Annotated in this window: 18 protein-coding genes; 9 read left to right on the top strand and 9 right to left on the bottom strand. The window is 33.5% G+C overall.

The window, feature by feature from the left end; genetic code table 11:
• Positions 1–19: 19 nt before the first annotated feature.
• From AB3G34_RS09750 to AB3G34_RS09770, 5 genes are all read left to right on the top strand, one after another.
• Positions 20–1,528 (top strand): FMN-binding glutamate synthase family protein, encoded by a 1,509-nt coding sequence (locus AB3G34_RS09750; protein WP_369752316.1) that lies wholly within the window; start codon positions 20–22, stop codon positions 1,526–1,528.
• A 401-nt stretch (positions 1,529–1,929) separates the two neighbouring features.
• Complete coding sequence (locus tag AB3G34_RS09755; RefSeq protein ID WP_369752318.1) at positions 1,930–2,508, top strand: non-canonical purine NTP diphosphatase; 579 nt, start codon at positions 1,930–1,932, stop codon at positions 2,506–2,508.
• Between the two features lie 204 nt (positions 2,509–2,712).
• The gene (locus AB3G34_RS09760) at positions 2,713–4,644 is read left to right on the top strand and encodes a DEAD/DEAH box helicase (RefSeq protein ID WP_367754466.1); all 1,932 of its coding nucleotides are present in this window, start codon (positions 2,713–2,715) and stop codon (positions 4,642–4,644) included.
• Between the two features lie 88 nt (positions 4,645–4,732).
• Positions 4,733–5,500 carry a carboxypeptidase-like regulatory domain-containing protein gene (locus tag AB3G34_RS09765; RefSeq protein ID WP_367771299.1) on the top strand — a complete coding sequence of 256 codons (768 nt, stop codon included), beginning with the start codon at positions 4,733–4,735 and terminating at the stop codon, positions 5,498–5,500.
• A 77-nt stretch (positions 5,501–5,577) separates the two neighbouring features.
• A complete protein-coding gene (locus AB3G34_RS09770; RefSeq protein ID WP_367771302.1) occupies positions 5,578–5,916 on the top strand; it encodes a DHCW motif cupin fold protein in 339 nt (112 codons plus the stop codon).
• Between the two features lie 255 nt (positions 5,917–6,171).
• Here the strand turns inward: AB3G34_RS09770 and AB3G34_RS09775 are convergent, their stop codons facing one another.
• On the bottom strand, positions 6,172–7,635 hold the full coding sequence (locus AB3G34_RS09775; RefSeq protein ID WP_369752320.1) for an aminoacyl-histidine dipeptidase: 1,464 nt from the start codon (positions 7,633–7,635) through the stop codon (positions 6,172–6,174).
• A 101-nt stretch (positions 7,636–7,736) separates the two neighbouring features.
• Between AB3G34_RS09775 and AB3G34_RS09780 the strand changes: the two genes are divergently transcribed.
• Positions 7,737–8,807, top strand: coding sequence for a DUF3810 domain-containing protein (locus tag AB3G34_RS09780; RefSeq protein WP_369752321.1), 1,071 nt, complete (start codon positions 7,737–7,739; stop codon positions 8,805–8,807).
• Between the two features lie 99 nt (positions 8,808–8,906).
• Here AB3G34_RS09780 and AB3G34_RS09785 read toward each other — a convergent pair whose 3' ends face one another.
• Entirely contained in the window at positions 8,907–10,211 is a 1,305-nt protein-coding gene (locus AB3G34_RS09785; protein ID WP_369752322.1) for an NAD(P)/FAD-dependent oxidoreductase, read from the bottom strand.
• A 258-nt stretch (positions 10,212–10,469) separates the two neighbouring features.
• Between AB3G34_RS09785 and AB3G34_RS09790 the strand changes: the two genes are divergently transcribed.
• Both AB3G34_RS09790 and AB3G34_RS09795 read left to right on the top strand, forming a co-directional pair.
• The gene (locus AB3G34_RS09790) at positions 10,470–10,964 is read left to right on the top strand and encodes an RNA polymerase sigma factor (RefSeq protein WP_367754478.1); all 495 of its coding nucleotides are present in this window, start codon (positions 10,470–10,472) and stop codon (positions 10,962–10,964) included.
• A gap of 5 nt (positions 10,965–10,969) precedes the next feature.
• Positions 10,970–11,602, top strand: a complete 633-nt coding sequence (locus tag AB3G34_RS09795; RefSeq protein WP_369752323.1) for a hypothetical protein — start codon at positions 10,970–10,972, stop codon at positions 11,600–11,602.
• 38 nt (positions 11,603–11,640) lie between these two features.
• On the opposite strand, the gene AB3G34_RS09800 is transcribed toward AB3G34_RS09795, so the two are convergent.
• Positions 11,641–12,450 carry a lysophospholipid acyltransferase family protein gene (locus tag AB3G34_RS09800; RefSeq protein WP_367771316.1) on the bottom strand — a complete coding sequence of 270 codons (810 nt, stop codon included), beginning with the start codon at positions 12,448–12,450 and terminating at the stop codon, positions 11,641–11,643.
• Positions 12,451–12,571: 121 nt separating this feature from the next.
• Positions 12,572–13,219 carry a CoA pyrophosphatase gene (locus AB3G34_RS09805; protein ID WP_367771320.1) on the bottom strand — a complete coding sequence of 216 codons (648 nt, stop codon included), beginning with the start codon at positions 13,217–13,219 and terminating at the stop codon, positions 12,572–12,574.
• A gap of 95 nt (positions 13,220–13,314) precedes the next feature.
• Between AB3G34_RS09805 and AB3G34_RS09810 the strand changes: the two genes are divergently transcribed.
• Positions 13,315–13,749: a DUF4268 domain-containing protein gene (locus AB3G34_RS09810; protein ID WP_367754485.1), complete on the top strand. Its 435-nt coding sequence runs from the start codon at positions 13,315–13,317 to the stop codon at positions 13,747–13,749.
• A gap of 81 nt (positions 13,750–13,830) precedes the next feature.
• On the opposite strand, the gene AB3G34_RS09815 is transcribed toward AB3G34_RS09810, so the two are convergent.
• From AB3G34_RS09815 to AB3G34_RS09835, 5 genes are all read right to left on the bottom strand, one after another.
• Positions 13,831–14,241: a hypothetical protein gene (locus AB3G34_RS09815; RefSeq protein WP_367754487.1), complete on the bottom strand. Its 411-nt coding sequence runs from the start codon at positions 14,239–14,241 to the stop codon at positions 13,831–13,833.
• 9 nt (positions 14,242–14,250) lie between these two features.
• Entirely contained in the window at positions 14,251–15,195 is a 945-nt protein-coding gene (locus AB3G34_RS09820) for an NAD(P)H-dependent flavin oxidoreductase (protein WP_369752325.1), read from the bottom strand.
• Positions 15,196–15,210: 15 nt separating this feature from the next.
• Positions 15,211–16,845, bottom strand: a complete 1,635-nt coding sequence (locus AB3G34_RS09825) for a S8 family serine peptidase (protein ID WP_369752326.1) — start codon at positions 16,843–16,845, stop codon at positions 15,211–15,213.
• 90 nt (positions 16,846–16,935) lie between these two features.
• A complete protein-coding gene (gene mnmA / locus AB3G34_RS09830) occupies positions 16,936–18,123 on the bottom strand; it encodes a tRNA 2-thiouridine(34) synthase MnmA (RefSeq protein ID WP_369752327.1) in 1,188 nt (395 codons plus the stop codon).
• 73 nt (positions 18,124–18,196) lie between these two features.
• The gene (locus AB3G34_RS09835) at positions 18,197–18,904 is read right to left on the bottom strand and encodes a toxin-antitoxin system YwqK family antitoxin (RefSeq protein WP_369752329.1); all 708 of its coding nucleotides are present in this window, start codon (positions 18,902–18,904) and stop codon (positions 18,197–18,199) included.
• Positions 18,905–18,933: the final 29 nt, after the last annotated feature.

An 18,933-nucleotide genomic window follows, 5' to 3' on the forward strand; every position in this document is an offset into this window, starting at 1 on the left:
CCACTAAAATCATCTTCACATGAGAAAAAAATTTTTTGTTTTTGTAACTATCGCTTTCTTACTATCCATGCTATTCTATATCTATTTCAATACAAGTCTAGTAATATCAATCGTTTTATTATCACTCTTATTTATTGGGTTCCTTAATAGTTTACAACACAAGCATGCTATTTTACGAAACTTCCCTGTACTGGGATATTTTAGATATCTATTTGAAATGATAGCTCCCGAAATTCAGCAATATTTTATTGAAAGAACAACAGACGGCAAACCTTTTTCTAGAAATGAACGTTCCCTTGCCTATGAAAGAGCCAAAAATATTGATGCTACAACCCCTTTTGGGACGCAATTAGACATCAACCAATCTAGTTATGAAGGGATCAAACATTCTATATTTCCAGCAAAAGTTAATCATGAACTCCCAAGAATAACGGTTGGTGGCCCAGATTGCAAACAACCTTATTCCGCTTCTTTATTGAATATTTCAGCCATGAGTTTTGGCTCATTAAGCGAAAATGCCATTATTGCACTTAATAAAGGAGCTAAAAAAGGAAACTTTTATCACAATACAGGAGAAGGAGGATTAACTCAATTCCATTTACAAGGCGGAGATGTTACTTGGCAAATAGGTACTGGATATTTTGGATGTCGAACAAATGAAGGGAATTTTGATGCTGAAAAATTCAAAGAAAAAGCCAATCATCCTTTTGTGAAAATGATCGAAATAAAACTATCTCAAGGAGCAAAACCTGGACATGGTGGTGTATTACCTGCCACAAAAAACACAGAACAAATCGCAAAAATAAGAGGTGTAGAACCCCATACCACCATACTTTCACCACCTAGTCACACTGCTTTTAGTAACCCCGAAGGCTTGATTCAGTTTATAGCCCAACTACGTCAATTATCAAATGGAAAACCCATTGGATTCAAACTATGCATTGGCCAAACCAGTGAATTTGAATTAATTTGTCAAGAAATGATTCTGCAAAATTGTTTTCCTGATTTCATAACGGTTGATGGTGCCGAAGGAGGTACAGGGGCAGCTCCTCTTGAATTTTCAGACGGCGTAGGTATGCCATTTGAACCCGCATTGATCTTTGTAAACAAAACATTAATCAGTTTAAATATCCGTGATAGAATACGCGTGATAGGAAGTGGTAAAATTATTTCAGGCTATTCCATTCTTAGAGCAATTGCAATGGGGGCAGACATGTGCAATAGTGCCCGTGGTTTTATGTTTTCATTAGGCTGTATTCAAGCATTACGTTGCAATAACAATACTTGCCCTACTGGTGTTGCAACCCAAGATAAAATGTTAATGAAAGGATTAGTTGTTACAGACAAATCTGAAAGAGTGTACTACTTCCATAAAAACACTTTACATGCGGCTAATGAACTTTTAGCGGCAGCTGGTAAATCCAGTTATAATGAAGTCGATAATTCTATTTTTATGCGTGGAGATGAATTCACTAAACTATCTGATCTCTATTTTCCAGATAACTTAACGAATGTCTCTCGTTTTTAATAAAAATAAAAGAGAATCATTTTATTTATGCCAAAAAAAAGGAGGGCATCTATAGCCCTCCAGTTGTAAGTTCTGATTTACCATTATCAACTCATACTTCTAACAGTATAGCTGACTATTGCGTTTTTTTATCTTATGTGAAGATTAAAAATACACAAGTAATTAATCAAAACCACATAGTAAAGATACATTAAAATAAAACTCAAATCCATAAAAGACAACCGTTTAACCTCAATTTAACTCATTCTATTTAGAAATTATAAAAAAGATAGACTTTTAAGAAAAAAACTGAAATTTACATCTAATTCGTTTTCAACAAAGGATAAAACGCAAATAATAGAAACCTCTATACCTTTTAAATAATAGTATATTTGTTTTACTAAATTATAAAGTTTAAAAATATGCAGCTTGTTTTCGCGTCCAATAACAAAAATAAAATAAAGGAAATTCAACAATTACTTCCAGCAACAATACAATTGCTAAGTTTGGAAGACATTGGTTGTCATGAAGAGATTCCTGAAACTGCGGATACTATTGAGGGAAATGCAATTTTAAAAGCAAACTATGTCACTAAAAAATATGGTTATGATTGTTTTGCTGATGATACAGGACTAGAAGTAGAAGCCTTACATGGTGCTCCAGGAGTGTACTCCGCCCGATATGCCGGAGAACAAAAAGATTCAAACGACAATATGAATAAACTGTTGACTGATTTATCAGGGAAATCGAATAGAAATGCACAATTCAAAACGGTGATTACTTTAAATAAAGATGGAAAACAACAACTATTTACAGGAATTGCTACAGGGAAAATTACTGAAGAAAAATGGGGTGACAAAGGATTTGGCTATGATCCCATTTTCAAACCAGAAGGGTATCAGGAAACTTTTGCTCAACTATCATCAGAAATAAAAAACAAAATCAGTCATAGAGGAAAAGCAACACAACAATTAATTGCCTTTTTAATAAACAAAGAATAATTGTTTGAAATACAACATTTTTTATTCAAAATTTTAAATTTCGAGCAGAAAAATAGCTCTTATAATTATAAATCATAACCCCAAAACTCGAAAGCAAAATATAACTTTCTGATAATCAAATAATAATAAAACATTAAAACTTAAAATAGCATTAGTTTATCTGAATTATAAACAGTAATTTTGCACCCTATTTTAAAAATACATATGAATAAATTTGAACAATTAGGATTGAGTGAATCGTTACTGAAGGCGATTTTAGATCTAGGATTTGAGAATCCGACCGAAGTACAGGAGAAAGCGATTCCCCTATTATTGGAAAAAGACACAGATATGGTTGCGTTGGCTCAGACAGGGACAGGGAAAACGGCAGCATTTGGATTTCCAGTTATTCAGAAAATTGATGCCAACAATAGAAATACACAAGCATTGATTTTATCTCCAACACGCGAATTGTGTTTGCAGATTACCAACGAAATTAAAAACTACTCTAAATACGAAAAAGGTATTAATGTGGTAGCAGTTTACGGTGGAGCTAGCATTACGGAACAAGCGAGAGACATTAAGAGAGGAGCACAAATTATTGTAGCTACTCCAGGAAGAATGCAAGATATGATTAATAGAGGTTTGGTAAACATTTCTCAAATTAATTTTTGTATTCTAGACGAAGCGGATGAAATGTTGAACATGGGATTCTACGAAGACATCGTAAACATCTTATCAACTACTCCAGACGAAAAAAACACATGGTTGTTCTCTGCAACAATGCCTGCTGAAGTAGCACGTATTGGAAAACAATTCATGAAAGACCCTATCGAAATTACTGTAGGAGCTAAAAATTCAGGTTCTGCAACAGTTTCTCATGAGTTTTACCTTGTAAATGCTCGTGACCGTTACGAAGCTTTGAAACGTTTAGCCGATGCTAATCCAGACATTTTCTCAGTAGTTTTCTGTCGTACTAAGCGTGACACACAAGCTGTAGCTGAAAAATTAGTTGAAGATGGATACAGCGCTGCTGCATTGCACGGAGATTTATCTCAAGCGCAACGTGATGGTGTTATGAAATCTTTTAGAGGAAGACAAATCCAAATGCTTGTAGCTACTGATGTTGCAGCACGTGGAATTGACGTTGATAACATTACTCACGTAGTGAACTACCAACTTCCTGACGAAATAGAAACTTATAATCACCGTTCAGGTCGTACTGGTCGTGCTGGTAAATTAGGTACTTCTATCGTTATTGTAACTAAAAGTGAATTGCGTAAGATTTCTTCTATCGAAAGAATCATCAAGCAAAAATTCGAAGAAAAAACAATCCCATCTGGAATTGAAATCTGTGAAATCCAATTATTACATTTAGCGAATAAAATTAAAGATGTAGAAGTTGATCACGAAATTGACAACTACCTTCCTGCAATAAACAATGTTCTTGAAGACTTAACGAAAGAAGAGTTAATCAAGAAAATGGTTTCTGTTGAGTTCAATCGTTTTATCAACTATTACAAGAAAACTAGAGATATTTCTAATCAAGCTTCAGGTTCTGAAAGACGTGATCGCGATGATAGAGATGGTGCTCCAAGAGAAAATAATAATGGTGGTGCAACAAGATATTTTGTGAACATCGGTTCTAGAGATAACTTTGATTGGATGTCATTAAAAGACTACTTGAAAGAAACTCTTGACTTAGGTCGTGATGATGTTTTCAAAGTAGATGTAAAAGAAGGATTCTCTTTCTTTAACACGGATCCAGAACATACTGATAAAGTAATGGAAGTATTGAACAACGTACAATTAGAAGGACGTCGTATCAATGTTGAAATTTCTAAAAATGACGGTGGCGGAAGACGTGACCATAATGGAAGAAGTTCAGGTGGAAGTTTTGGTGGAGGAAGAAGTTCAGCTCCAAGAAGAGAAGGTAATTTTGCTCCAAGACGTGAAGGTTCAGGAGGTTTTAGAAGCGACAGAAATTCAGCTCCAAGAGAAGGTGGTTTCAGAAGCGACAGAAACTCTGCTCCAAGAGAAGGTGGATTTGGTGGAAGAAGTTCAGCTCCAAGAGGAGAAGGATCTTCTGACAGAGCACCTAGACGTTCTGAAAGTTTCGGTGATTCACCTAGACCAAGAAGACCAAGAAGAGACTAACATTTATTGTTAATTTTCTGATAATTATATCTGAGAACTACAAAATATTTAATCCTGTTTTACTACTTTTAAAGTTTTAAATCAGTTTATGAAATATTTTGTAGTTTTCTTTTTTATATTACTTTCCATAACTAGCTCAGCTCAAGTTATCACTCCATCTCAAAAAGTATCTGGTTATATCTATAATGATAATACCAAAAGTCCATTGATTAATGTCAACATAATCAATATCAACAAAGTAAGAGGAGCTCGTACTGATTCTCAAGGATATTTTGAAATTGATGTGCAACCAAGCGACACTCTACATCTTTCTCTTTTAGGATTTCAATCATTGAGAGTTAAAGTAACCAATGACTGGATCAAAAACAAAGTAGCAAAAATCTACCTTACTGAAAAAGCAATTGCACTTGAAGAAGTAGTTATCCGACCATTTAACTTAACTGGTTATCTTGAAGTCGACTCAAAAACAATCCCAACAAACGAAAACTTCCGTTATAGCATTTCTGGATTAACTCATGGTTATGAAGCAGGGGAATATTCACCAAATGCTTTTGGAAGAGTTCTTGGCTCCATTTTCAATCCAGCTGACATGCTTTATAATTTCTTTGGAAACAACCCCAAAGAACTTAAAAAACTTAAGGAAATGAAAAAAGATGATACGGTACGTAATTTATTGGAATCTAAATTTGACAGAGAAACTATTGCTGTACTCCTTGGTGTTGAAAAAAAAGAAATAGCCGAAATTTTGCAACGTTGCAACTATTCCGAAGCCTTTATACAAACAGCAAATGACTTACAAATCATGGACGCTATAAGTGGTTGCTATGAAGAGTATAAAATATTAAAGAAGAAATAATAACACATTTACTTAAAAATAACAATCCCTAATTACTTGTAGTTGGGGATTTTTTTTAACCTAATATACCTATCAACATGTCAAATATACCTTTTCAAACTATTAATTGGGATACCATAGAGAAAACAGAACACAAAGGAGAAAACGGAACTTCGTTTTGGCAAACTTTACAATTAGGAGGGTTACGAATTCGAAAAGTGAGCTATTCTAAAGGGTATCTAGCAGATCATTGGTGTCAAAAAGGGCATATTGTACATTGCTTAAAAGGAAGCTTTATAAGCGAACTGGAATCTGGAAATCAAGTTTCATTATCCGAAGGTGGAACTTATGTTGTCTCAGATGATTTAAGTTCTCATCGTTCTACTTCAATTTATGGAGTTGAATTATTAATCATTGACGGCGATTTTCTAAAATAAAATTCAAACACAATCAATAAATTATATACATTTACTTCAATCAAATAAATTAATAACCGAAAATCTAAATACATATCATGGCAAAAAGTCAAGACGCTAAGAAAACAGCAAAGAAAGAACCGTTAAAAACGGCTAAAGAAAAGAAAGACGAAAAAAGAGAAAAGAAAAACAGTCCAAAAAGAGACTAATTCTTATTAAATAACAAACCCTCGTTTATTACTAAACGAGGGTTTGTTTTATAATTTAGGCTGAAATTTATTTCAACGGAATATTAGCTAAAATTTCTACTAAAAATTTCCAGAATTTCTGAGAAGAAGAAATACTTGCTCTTTCATCAGGTGAATGCGCTCCATGGATTGTTGGTCCAAAAGAAATCATATCCATTTCAGGATAATTAGTTCCAAGAATTCCACATTCTAATCCTGCATGACACGCTACAACACTTGGTTTTGCTCCATTTTGTTTTTCATAAATAGGAACTAGAACATCTAATATTTCTGATTCAGCATTAGGAGTCCAACCCGGATAAGATCCTGAAAATTCCACTTCACAACCCATTAATTCAAAAGCAGAACGTAAACCGTTTGCTAAATCAAACTTAGCCGTTTCCACTGAAGAACGTGTTAAACATTTAACCGTAAGGTTCCCATCTCCTACTACTACTTTTGCAATATTATTAGATGTTTCCACAAGATCAGCAAAATCAGCACTCATAGCATAAACCCCATTATGAGCAGCATACATTGCTCTAACAAAATAAAATTGAGCAATTGAAGGCATTACTTTAGCAGGAGCTGCTTTTAATTTTTCGAAAACAACCTCAAGATTTGGCTCAGTCGTTTTTAATTCTGTTTTGATATCATTTACAATCTGTTGCATATCAAAAACAAATGCTTCATCATACACTTCAGCAATTACTACTGTTGCAACACTTTCTCTAGGAATGGCGTTACGCAAACTACCACCTTGTATTTCAGAGATTTGCAAACCAAAATTATCAAAACCATCAAATAACAAACGGTTCATAATTTTATTAGCATTCCCTAATCCTTTGTGGATATCCATTCCAGAATGCCCACCTTTTAAACCTTTTACCGTAATTTTATATCCAACAGAAGCTTCTGGTGTTTCCTCTTCATCATATTCAGCAGTAGCTGTCACATCAATACCTCCAGCACAACCGATATCAATTTCGTCATCTTCTTCAGTATCTAAATTCAATAGAATTTGACCTTGAAGAATCCCTCCTTTAAGATTTAACGCACCCGTCATTCCTGTTTCTTCGTCTATCGTAAACAATGCTTCGATAGCTGGATGTGGAATATCAGTACTTTCAAGAATCGCCATTATAGCCGCAACTCCAAGTCCATTATCGGCCCCTAATGTAGTCCCTCTTGCACGTACCCAGTCTCCATCAACATACATATCAATCCCTTGAGTATCGAAATCAAAAATGGTATCTCCATTTTTTTGATGAACCATATCCAAATGTCCTTGCATTACTATTGCTTTACGATTTTCCATTCCTGGAGTCGCTGGCTTACGAATAATTACATTACGGATCTCATCTTCAAAAGTTTCTAATCCAAGATTTTTTCCAAAGTCTTTCATAAATTCGATTACTCTTTCTTCTTTTTTTGAAGGGCGAGGAACTGCATTCAAATCGGCAAACTTATTCCAAAGTACTTTGGGCTCTAAATTTCTTATTTCTTGACTCATTTATTATTGTTTGAAGTTTAACATTTTTAAAGTCCAAAGTTACAAAGTTTAAATTCTTTTTCGGTACTAATTGATATTGTAATTATATTTACATTCTATAAATGAATCCTGTGAAACCGAAATACATTTTACCTTTTTTTCTAATTGTTCAAATCATTTTTTTACAAATCATTCCTTTTTACCCAGAATGGATAGAGCAAAACTATAGTAACGGGCTGTACCCTAGTATCGCAGCATTTTTAAGGACTTTTTTAGGAGCGGTTCCATTTTCTATCGGAGATTGCATTTATTTTATTCTTATTTTTTTGATTATAAAATGGTTTTGGAATAAAAGAAAATCTTGGAAATTGCAGTGGAAAAATAACATTTTGACTATTCTAAGTTTCTTTTCCGTTTTTTATTTTTTGTTTCACAGCCTTTGGGCGTTTAACTATTATCGTCAACCTCTTTTTGAAAAAATGGCTATTCAAAGAGAATATACTGATGCTGATTTACTTGATTTCACCAAAACTTTAATAATTAGAACAAATAGTATACAGAGACAGTTAGCCCAAAATGACAGTTTGAAAGTAAAATTTCCCTACACCCAAAATCAGGCATTCCAAAAGAATTTAAATGGGTATAAAAACCTATCCAAGGAGTATCACTATTTTACTTTTAACCAAATAAGTACCAAGAAATCACTACTTAGTTTGCCATTATCTTATATGGGTTTTAGTGGTTATTTGAATCCTTTTACTAATGAAGCACAAGTCAATGATTTAGTTCCTATGTATAATTTCCCTACTACTACCTGTCATGAAATGGCACACCAAATGGGCTATGCCAGTGAAAGCGAATGCAATTTTATAGGATTTATGGCTTCTATAAAAAATGAAGATTTGTATTTTCAATACTCAGGGTACAGCTTTGCTCTGCGATACTGCTTAGGTAATTGGGAAATACGAGATAAGAAAATTTTTAAACAATTACTAAAAACAGTTCACCCTGGAATTTTAAAAAATTACCAAGAAAGTAGCAATTTTAGAAAACAATACCAAAGCCCAATTGAAAGTGCATTCCATATTTTTTATGATAATTTCTTGAAATTAAATCAACAAAAAGATGGGATGGAGAGCTACAGTAAATTCATCAATTTAATGGTAAACTATTACAAAGAAAAAAAACTTTAGTCAGAAAACAAAAAAATAAACTTTCCTTTCTCACTTGAAATCTTTGAATCTTTGAATCCTTGAATCCTTGAATCCTTGAATCCTTGAACCTTAAAAAAACTAAACCTCGTCACTAGTAAAAGAAGTAAAGCTTTTCTTTTTATAAGGACGAATAATTAATCGACCTTCCCGGTCAAAACGAATGTAATTGTACACCCAATTCAAGAAAACTACGGCTTTATTTTTGAATCCAATAAGGGAAAACAAGTGTACAAACATCCATACAAACCAAGCAAATACTCCGCTGAAATGATAACTAGGCAAATCAACAACGGCTTTATTTCGACCAATTGTTGCCATAGAACCTTTGTCATTGTATTCAAAAGGCTGCATCTCTTTATGCTGAATTAACTTTATTATATTCTCTCCTAATAATTTTCCTTGCTGCATGGCAGGCTGTGCCATCATGGGATGTCCTTCTGGGTATTCCTTCGTTTCCATAGAAGCAATATCTCCTACGGCAAATATATTGTCATAACCCTTTACTTGATTGAATTCATTCACCCGAATACGTTCTACTCGCTCAACAAGAGATTGTGCATCTAGACCCGCTACAAGCGCTCCTTGAACACCTGCCGTCCAGATTACAGTAGCCGTTTCAAAAGTTAAATCGGAATTAGTGGTAATGGTGCGTCCATCATAATTAGTTACTCGAACATTTTTCCAAATTGTAACGCCCAAACTTTCTAGAAATTTTTCGGCTGCCAATGATGATTTCTCACTCATTGTATTTAAGATTCGGTCTCCGCTTTGTATGAGGTTAATTTCCATTTTTGCAATATCAAGATCGGGATAATCTTTTTGAAGAATAGCTTTTTTCATTTCGGCCAATGCGCCTGCCAGCTCCACTCCTGTTGGTCCACCTCCTACGAGTACAAAGTTGATTAAGCTATTCTTTTCGGCAACATCTGTAGTCAAAACAGCTTGTTCAAAATTTTCCAGAATAAGAGAACGAATATTGAGTGATTGCGGTATAGTTTTCATAGCCATACTATTGCGTTTTATTTCTTTATTTCCAAAATAATTCGTTTTGGAACCGGTAGCAATAACAAGGTAATCGTAACTCAACTCCCCTATTTCGGCAATTACTTTTTTGTTTTTAGTGTCTATTTCTTGAACAGATGTCAATCTAAAATAAAAATTATCATATTCTTGAATTACTTTACGAATTGGATACGCTATAGATCCGGCTTCAAGACCACCTGTTGCTACTTGATACAATAAGGGTTGAAATGTATGGTAATTGTGCTTGTCCAATAAAACTACTTGTACCTTTTTATTTTTTAATTGTTTGGCTAACGCTATTCCTGCAAAACCGCCACCGATAATAACAATTCTAGGTAAAGTTGAATTTGGGATATTCATAATTAAATGCTGTTTCAAATTTGTAAAACTCAAATATACAAAGTTTAGTGTTTGTTGTTCTAAATTACTGCAACTGAAAATGCAATTATGAAAAATAGACGGTATAGATAGCCCCGATAGCAATGGAAATCCCACGCTTTTTTGCGTGGATTGCAATGGATAGCGGGACAAGACTTTATTGTAATTCAAATCATGGTGCTACAAAATAAAAAAGCGGTACTTTGTAACAAAATCTAAATTTAGATTACTAACGTATATATGAGTGAAAATCTAGAACATTCTTTTGTAAAGCAACTGAAGGACAATCAGAATATAATCCACAAGATATGTAGGTTGTATACTGACAACGAAGATGCACATAAGGATTTGTTTCAAGAAATCACCATTCAACTATGGAAGGCTTTTCCAAAATTTAGGGGCGATAGCAAATTTTCTACTTGGGCGTATCGTGTTGCCTTAAATACTGCCATTACTTTATACAGAAAAAACAAACGCTCGATTGCTACAGTTGAATACGAGAGTCGGCAGCACTTTATCAAAGAAGTCGATTACAACTATGAAGAAGAAGAACAGATTAAGCTCATGTACAAAGCGGTTTATCAGCTCAGTGATATTGAAAAGGCGTTGGTCTTTATGTATCTAGAAGACAAAGATTACCGAGAAATTGCAGAGACATTAGGGATTAGTGAAGTCAATGCGAGAGTTAAAATGAACAGAATAAAAGGGAAATTAAAAAAGATATTAAATCCTTAAGGAATATGAAAGAGCTGGATTTATTAAAAAAAGACTGGAAAAAGAACGAGAATTCTTTTGTTCAGATAAGTGAAATAGAGATTTATAAAATGATTCATAAAAGATCCTCGTCTATAGTAAAGTGGATTTTGATTATTAGCATTTTAGAAGTACTTCTATGGACGTCCATTAGTATTATTTTTAACACAGATGACTATTTTAAAAAAATGGATCATGTTGAATTGATTCCGTTTATGAAGGGAATTACTTATTTAAACTATGGTGTAATATTGGTTTTTATCTATTTATTTTATAAAAATTACATTCAAATTTCAACTACCGAATCTACTAAACAATTAATGAAAACCATTTTAAGAACAAGAAAAACGGTTCAATGTTATGTATGGTATAATCTAGGAATGGCATTGATTAGTTTGATTATCGGGTATATAATTGCTTTGCTATACAATCCCGAAACAAGTGCTTTAATGAGTCAAATTACAAATAGCGGAAAAGTTATGGCTATAACTATTGGCGTTTTAGTATTAACAACTGTTGCCTTTTTTGGTGTTTTTTGGTTATTTTACAGATTACTTTACGGCATCCTGCTACGCAGATTGTATGCTAATTATAAAGAATTAAAAAAAATAGATTTATAAAAAAAAGAGTTAGCCATGGCTAACTCTTTTTTTTATAATTAATATTCCCACCTACGGAGCTTATTTAATTTTTCCTGCTCTTCTATTTCCTCACACGGAATTACCTTTAGGAAAGACGGATGTTGTTCAATAGCATACTCCACTTTTTCAACAATTTCATCAATTGTATCATTATCATAGTCAATTTCTAAAGGTTCTTTAATTATAAAAGACTGAAGAATTCCTTTCTTTTTCATACGTAGTCCCTTTTTGTCAAATGAACGTCTAAAGCCATCAATTACAATAGGTACCACTATAGGACGGTGTTCTTTTATAATGTGAGCCGTTCCTTTTCGAACTGGCTTAAAAGATTTAGTCGTTCCTTGAGGAAAAGTAATTACCCATCCATCATTTAGCGCCATTTTTATGTTCTCCGTATCGTTAGGGTTTACATCTTTTTTCTCTGTTACATCAACCCCTTTTGCTCGCCAAGTACGCTCTACGGATATCGCTCCAGCATATGCCATTATACGTGGCAACAAACCAGATTTCATTGTTTCTTTGGCAGCTACATAATAGATATTCATCTTCGGTTGCCATAAGTAACATACATTTTTTATGGTATCCTCACGACCACTTAGGCTAGCATTAAAAACATGAAACATAGCTACTACATCAGCAAAGTATGTTTGATGATTGGATATAAAAAGCACATTTGTATCTGGTAGATTCCTGATAATCTCCGAACCTTCAATTTTTAATTCATTAAATCCTCTATAGCGCCTGTGTGTTGCTGCACCAAAAAATCGAATTAACCATTTTTTCAAAAATAGTATATGACCAAAAGGATTTCTCTTAAATAACCCCATAAAAGTGTTTGTTTATTTTTTTGATTTCGGATTACAAACTTACAAAAATTATTTTTGTCGTGTTTTCGAATTGACCCATCTATTGTCAGAAATTATCTCAATTCATTTCTAAGTTAATAAACTAAATTCCATATGCTAAGACTGAATTCAAAACATCTTTCAATTCACTCAGCATCATTGCCGTAGCCCCCCAAACCACTTGCCCTTCTATTTCAAAAGCAGGAACATTAATATCATTTGCATACGAAGTTGAAAGTCTAGCATTAATAATTATTTCATCATTTAGAAAAACGGATAATGGCAGCTCAATTATTCTGGCCACTTCACTAGCATCAGGAACAAAGCAAATTTCCTCACTGCAAATTCCGAAAAAAGGATATACCATAAAATTACTTGGCGGAATATACATAGGTGTAAAAGGCTTTATTATTTTCATTTTTTCAGGAAGGACACCAATTTCTTCATGTGTTTCACGCAAAGCTGTTGTCGAAAAATTTAAATCCTCTTTTTCATATTTACCTCCTGGAAATGCAATTTGTCCAGAATGTACCCCTTCATACGAATTACGAACAATAAGAACCAAATGTGTTATTCCATTTTTAGGATAAAGCAACATCATTACTGCAGCTTTTTTAGCGTTTTTATTCTCCACAGTACTATTTAAGCTTTCAATCCTTTCCATAGGAGCCATTTTCACATGGGAAGCCATAGCGGGAAGTTTCGCTTCTGCTAAATAAGGAACAAATTCTAAAAATGATTGAAAATCCATTATCAAAGTCTATTTTTGCATTCAAATTATTATATAAATATAGTCTAGAAAATAAGATTTAGCAAATTTTCTAAAATCAAATTCAGAGAAACAAAATGTATAGCAAAGAAGAAACTCAAAAATTAAAAAGAGAATTCTGGGTCACATTCGCAGAGAAATACCCAAGAAAATGGGTCCTATACGATACCAAAATAAAAGACTTCTCCTTTAAATTTTATGTTGACAATAAAAAAGCTCAAGTCTTAATTGACATTGAACCTCGCAATGACGAAAAGCGTACTGCTTATTTTGAAAAAATGGTAGCTTTAAAAAATATTTTAGAAGAGGAATTTATTAAAGATTTGGTTTTTGAAAAAGACTATGTTTTAGAAAGCGGAAAAACCATTAGCAGAATTTGGGTAGAAAAACTAGGTGTAGGTGTAAGTAATAGAAACAATTGGGATGTAATATTTGATTTCTACAACGATAAAATGAGCGCCTTGGAACTTTTCTATTTAGAATATGATGAGTTTATTAAAGATGTAGAATAATTATCTTTATAAAGACCACGGTAAAAATTGTTTTTAAATCATAAAAAAAGTCGCTATTCGCGACTTTTTTTATGATTTAAATTACATATTGAAAATATTATATACAATAATTCTGTTATCATAATTGATATACAATTGTTTTCTATTGTCCTGATTTTTTCTTGTAATAATTGATAAGGTACAATCCTCTCCATTATTATCTTTACAAGTAAAAGAATACACAATATCAGTATCATTTTCGGCTATTGGTTGATACACGATAATCTCAAATAACTGAATCACTTCTGAATAAATTACAAATCTGCTTTTATTAGTGTCCAATGAAACTAAAATGTTGACCAAATTCAAGTCGGACCATTTCCCCCATTTTCCTCTTTCGTTTTTTTCCAAAACACTAAACCCAGAAGTTTTAAACTTATAATTTTGACTGTATCCCTGCTGCAGGCCAAGTCCTAAAAAAAGCAATATGATATATAATTTTATTTTAGTCATTTCTTTATATTAAAAATCAAACACTTCAACTTCTTTTCTAGCTGTGTCAAAATCAGCAATCATTTCAACTATAATTCCTTCAGCAGATTTAATTTCATTGATCACTCCTGCTATTTGCCCTATTTCTAGTTCTCCTTCAATTAAATCTCCTTCAAACATACCCCGTTTTGCTCGCGCTCTACCTAATAAATCAATTAATTCTTCTTTGGTTGGGCATTTTTCATAAAGCGCTTGAACATCATTATAGAATTTATTTTTCACTAAACGCACTGGAGCTAATTCTTTCAATGTCAATTGCGTTCCACCTTCTTTGACATCTAAGATTGTCTTTTTGAAATTTTCATGTGCTGATGATTCAATTGAGGCCGCAAACCTACTTCCTACTTGTACCCCATCAGCACCAAGAACCATAACAGCTAGCATTCCTCTCCCAGTACCAATTCCTCCAGCTGCAATAATAGGAATTTTAATTTGTTCTTTAACTATTGGGATTAATGTTAATGTGGTTGTTTCATCCCTTCCATTATGACCACCAGCTTCAAAACCTTCAACAACAACAGCATCAACGCCTGCCTCTTGTGCTTTTAAAGCAAATACTAAACTACTCACAACATGCACAACAGTTATTCCTTTTTCTTTTAAAAATGATGTCCAGGTTTTGGGATTTCCTGCCGAAGTAAAAACGATTTTCACCTCTTCTTCGACAATTATTTTCATAATCTCTTCCAAGTTAGGATATAACATGGGAACGTTCACTCCAAATGGTTTTGACGTTTCTTTTTTACATTTTTGAATGTGCTCCCGTAAAACTTCCGGATACATTGATCCAGCACCTATCAACCCTAGTCCTCCAGCATTACTGACAGCGCTGGCCAATTTATGTCCACTAATCCAGATCATTCCTCCTTGGATTATTGGGTATTTAACATTGAAAAGTGTTGTTATTTTATTCATTTAGTAGATTAAATATTACTGCTTTATAATTTTACCCGTTTTAGAAAAACCATCCGATTCTATTTTATAAATGTAAACTCCATTACTTAAAGAATGTAATGAAATGGAATCTGAATTTGCACTCAGGTCTCTTTCTAGAATCTTTTGACCGGAAAAAGTATAAATAATTACTTTTCCTTTATTAAAACTTTCAGGAAATGAAACCGTAACAAAATCAGTTGTTGGATTGGGATACAGTACAAAACTAGTAGTAGAAAATTGATTTACATTTAGCGTTCCTTTATTCAAAGCTAAACTAAAATCAGGTATTCCATAACCATATTGATTCGTAGGATTGGTAAATCGATCTGCAGATTCAAGAATTAATTGTCGAATTTCTTTATTGGTTTTATTAGGAAATGCTTGCCAAAAACTCGCTATTATTCCTGCCATTATAGGACTGGAAAAAGAGGTGCCATTTGAAGTAATTATATTACCAAATTCATCTGATAAAACTGTCGAAACACCTTGTGCCATAACATCTGGTTTTATTCGCCCATCAAAAGAGGGGCCAATAGAACTAAAAGAAGCCCTAACCTCCGTTGCATTTACAGCACCAACAGCAAGCACTGAAACAGCATCAGCTGGGACTGCAATATAGGGATTTCTAGTTCCTCCTTCATTGCCTGCAGCTGTAACAACTATCATACCTCTACTAAAGGCTATTTCGGCTCCACGAGACATGAAAGCAGTCGTGCCATTCATTTCACTATAAGTATGGTTATAGGTTGAATTATCAAATTCAAAATAACCCAATGAAGTATTAATTACATCAACTCCCAAACTATCCGCTTTTTCTGCCGCTTCAACCCAAAGAGATTCCTCGATAGGATTTTCTGAAGTGGTATCTTCTGTAATAAATAAATAATAGGATGCATCAGGGGCAGTACCAACTAAAGCATTTTCTTTATATCCTCCCATTGTGGAGAGCACCGAGGTTCCGTGTGAATTTCCTGTATAAAAATTTTCGCTCCTCGATACAAAATTATACCCTCCTAGTATTTGATTGTTATCTTTTAATCTTTGAAAAGGCAAGGCTGAATCCACTCCTGGATAACCAGCATCCATAATGGCAATTATTTTACCTAAACCAGTAAAATTTTGCTGATGTAAAAGCTGTCCATTCAGCATTTGTATTTGATTTGCCGATGTTCCGTAAGTATAATCAGCTTTAATTCTCTTCGTTTTACTTTGCTCTTTAACGCTAGTTACCTTTGCTAGCTTTTCAGCTTTAACAGTCTTAGCACCTAGATTTAATGTTTTGTTTGCAAAGTCAATTTTGTCTACAAAAGCAAAGGCTTTTATTGAGTTTATTGCTGTTTGAGTTCCACGAACATGAATCGCATTTAACCATTTAGATTTAGCCATTACAGTAATTCCGGAAACCAATTTAACTTGGCTCACAAAGTCTTTATTCATTGGAATATCCATGAAGTCCAACGCAATACTTTGATTTGTCCTCCTATCCAAAGCTCTTTGAGAGAGCATCAGCAAAGGAGATTCATAATACGACTGTGAATTTGCTTTGGCATTAAAGTACACCCAAGCATCCTCTTGAGAAAAAGCGAATGTAGTCAGAAATAAAAAGAAGAATAAACAAAGCTTTTTCATAGTTAACAATTAGAATCAAGAAAACGTATTGAAATAAATATCTTCTGGTAATAGTTTTTTTTTTAACAATCTCAAAAATAAAACAGCAAGCTAAGAAATAACTCCCGAACCAACTAATTCATCTCCAATATACCAAGCTGCAAATTGACCTTCCGTTATTGCGGATTGTGGATCTTCAAAAGACACATACATCCCATTTTCAAATTGATGCAATACTGCTTTTTGTAATGGTTGTCTGTACCGTATTCTTGCCATCACTTCCATCGATTCTCCATTGGCCAATGCCAAATCATTACGAATCCAATGTACTTCTTCTTTTTCGATAAACAGTCCTTTCCTAAACAAACCAGGATGCTGGCTACTTAAACCCGTATAAATTGTATTGGTCTCTACATTTGTTGCAATTATAAATAAAGGATCAGTTGTTCCTCCTACATTTAACCCTTTGCGTTGCCCAATGGTAAAATAATGTGCGCCTTGATGTTTTCCAACTATTTTACCCATTTCTGGAGTGTAGTGAATTTTATTAGAAGCTATTATTAATTTTTCTTCAAGGGATAGTTCTTCTTGTTCATTAAAATTATAAATAGAATCATTTTTATCAATCTGAATTATTGTTCCCTCTTTTGGCTGCAATTTTTGTTGCAAAAATTCAGGCAAACGTACTTTCCCAATGAAACATAACCCTTGAGAATCTTTCTTTTCAGCCGTAACTAGTTCCATTTCGGCAGCAATTTCTCGTACTTCAGGCTTCGTTAGCTCCCCTATAGGAAATAACGATTTGGCTAATTGCTCTTGTGATAATTGACAAAGAAAATAAGATTGATCTTTATTATTATCAGCACCCGCTAATAATTGATAAACGGTTTCTCCATGCACTTCTATTTCATTCTTTTTGCAATAATGTCCAGTAGCTACATAATCAGCCCCAAGACTTAGAGCAATTTTCATAAAAACGTCAAATTTTATTTCGCGATTGCAAAGTACATCTGGATTTGGAGTACGTCCTTTTTCATATTCGCTAAACATATAGTCAACGATCTTTTCTTGGTATTCTTCACTTAAATCTACAGTTTGAAAAGGGATTCCTAGTTTTTCAGCCACTAGTAATGCATCGTTACTGTCTTCAAGCCATGGGCACTCATTAGAAATAGTAACGGAGTCATCATGCCAATTCTTCATAAAAAGACCAATCACTTCATATCCTTGTTTTTGCAGCAAATAAGCCGCAACACTTGAATCCACACCTCCAGAAAGTCCTACTACAACACGTTTCATTTCAAAATCTTTATTAATTTTATAAGACTGCAAAGTTACAAAGTTTTATTACAGTATTAGTTCCAACGTAAAGTTAATTGCGCTTGGCTTTTGGAGCACTTTGAGTAGCACTCATATTTACTTCTTTGACTCCTTTTCCTTTTTCAAAAAACTGCCAAACACCTGTTTTTTTTCCATTGATAAATTGTCCTTTTGAAACTACAGATCCATCAGGGTCTTTAAAAATAGCCAAGCCATTATATTCATTATTCTTATAAACGGATTCTTCAAGAACAATTCCGTTTTCAGAATATTTCTTATAATTTCCATCTTTAAAATTGGCAACATAAAAAGCTTCTTCAGCGATTTTACCACTGAGATAATATACACTTCTCACTCCTTCCAATTTCCCTTTTTTATAATTTTCGGTTGTCATAATCTTATCTGATGCCTGATGGTAATATTTCCATGGGCCTTCATATAATTTATTAATGACATTACCTTCGCTTACTTTGTTGTTTTTTTGATCGTAAAAAATAGTATAAGCTCCATTGTCTTTAGAATTGAATTCTCTCGTTGCAATTACAGAACCTAGTTTAGTGTCATCAAAAAACTTAAAAAGTCCTACTTCTTTTCCATGGGAAAAACTTCCTTCATATCTTGGTCTTTTAGACTCTTCATAAATGCCTTTCCAGACTCCTTGCTTTTTCCCATTTGCATCCAACACATTGGATTGTGCTTGAAGTAAAAAAACATTCGATAAAAGCAAAGCCAATAATCCTATCTTATAAAATACTTTCATAAATACTTTTTTAATACTAACGTTTCCGT

This window comes from Flavobacterium sp. WC2409 (assembly GCF_041200085.1).
Taxonomy (GTDB): Bacteria; Bacteroidota; Bacteroidia; order Flavobacteriales; family Flavobacteriaceae; genus Flavobacterium.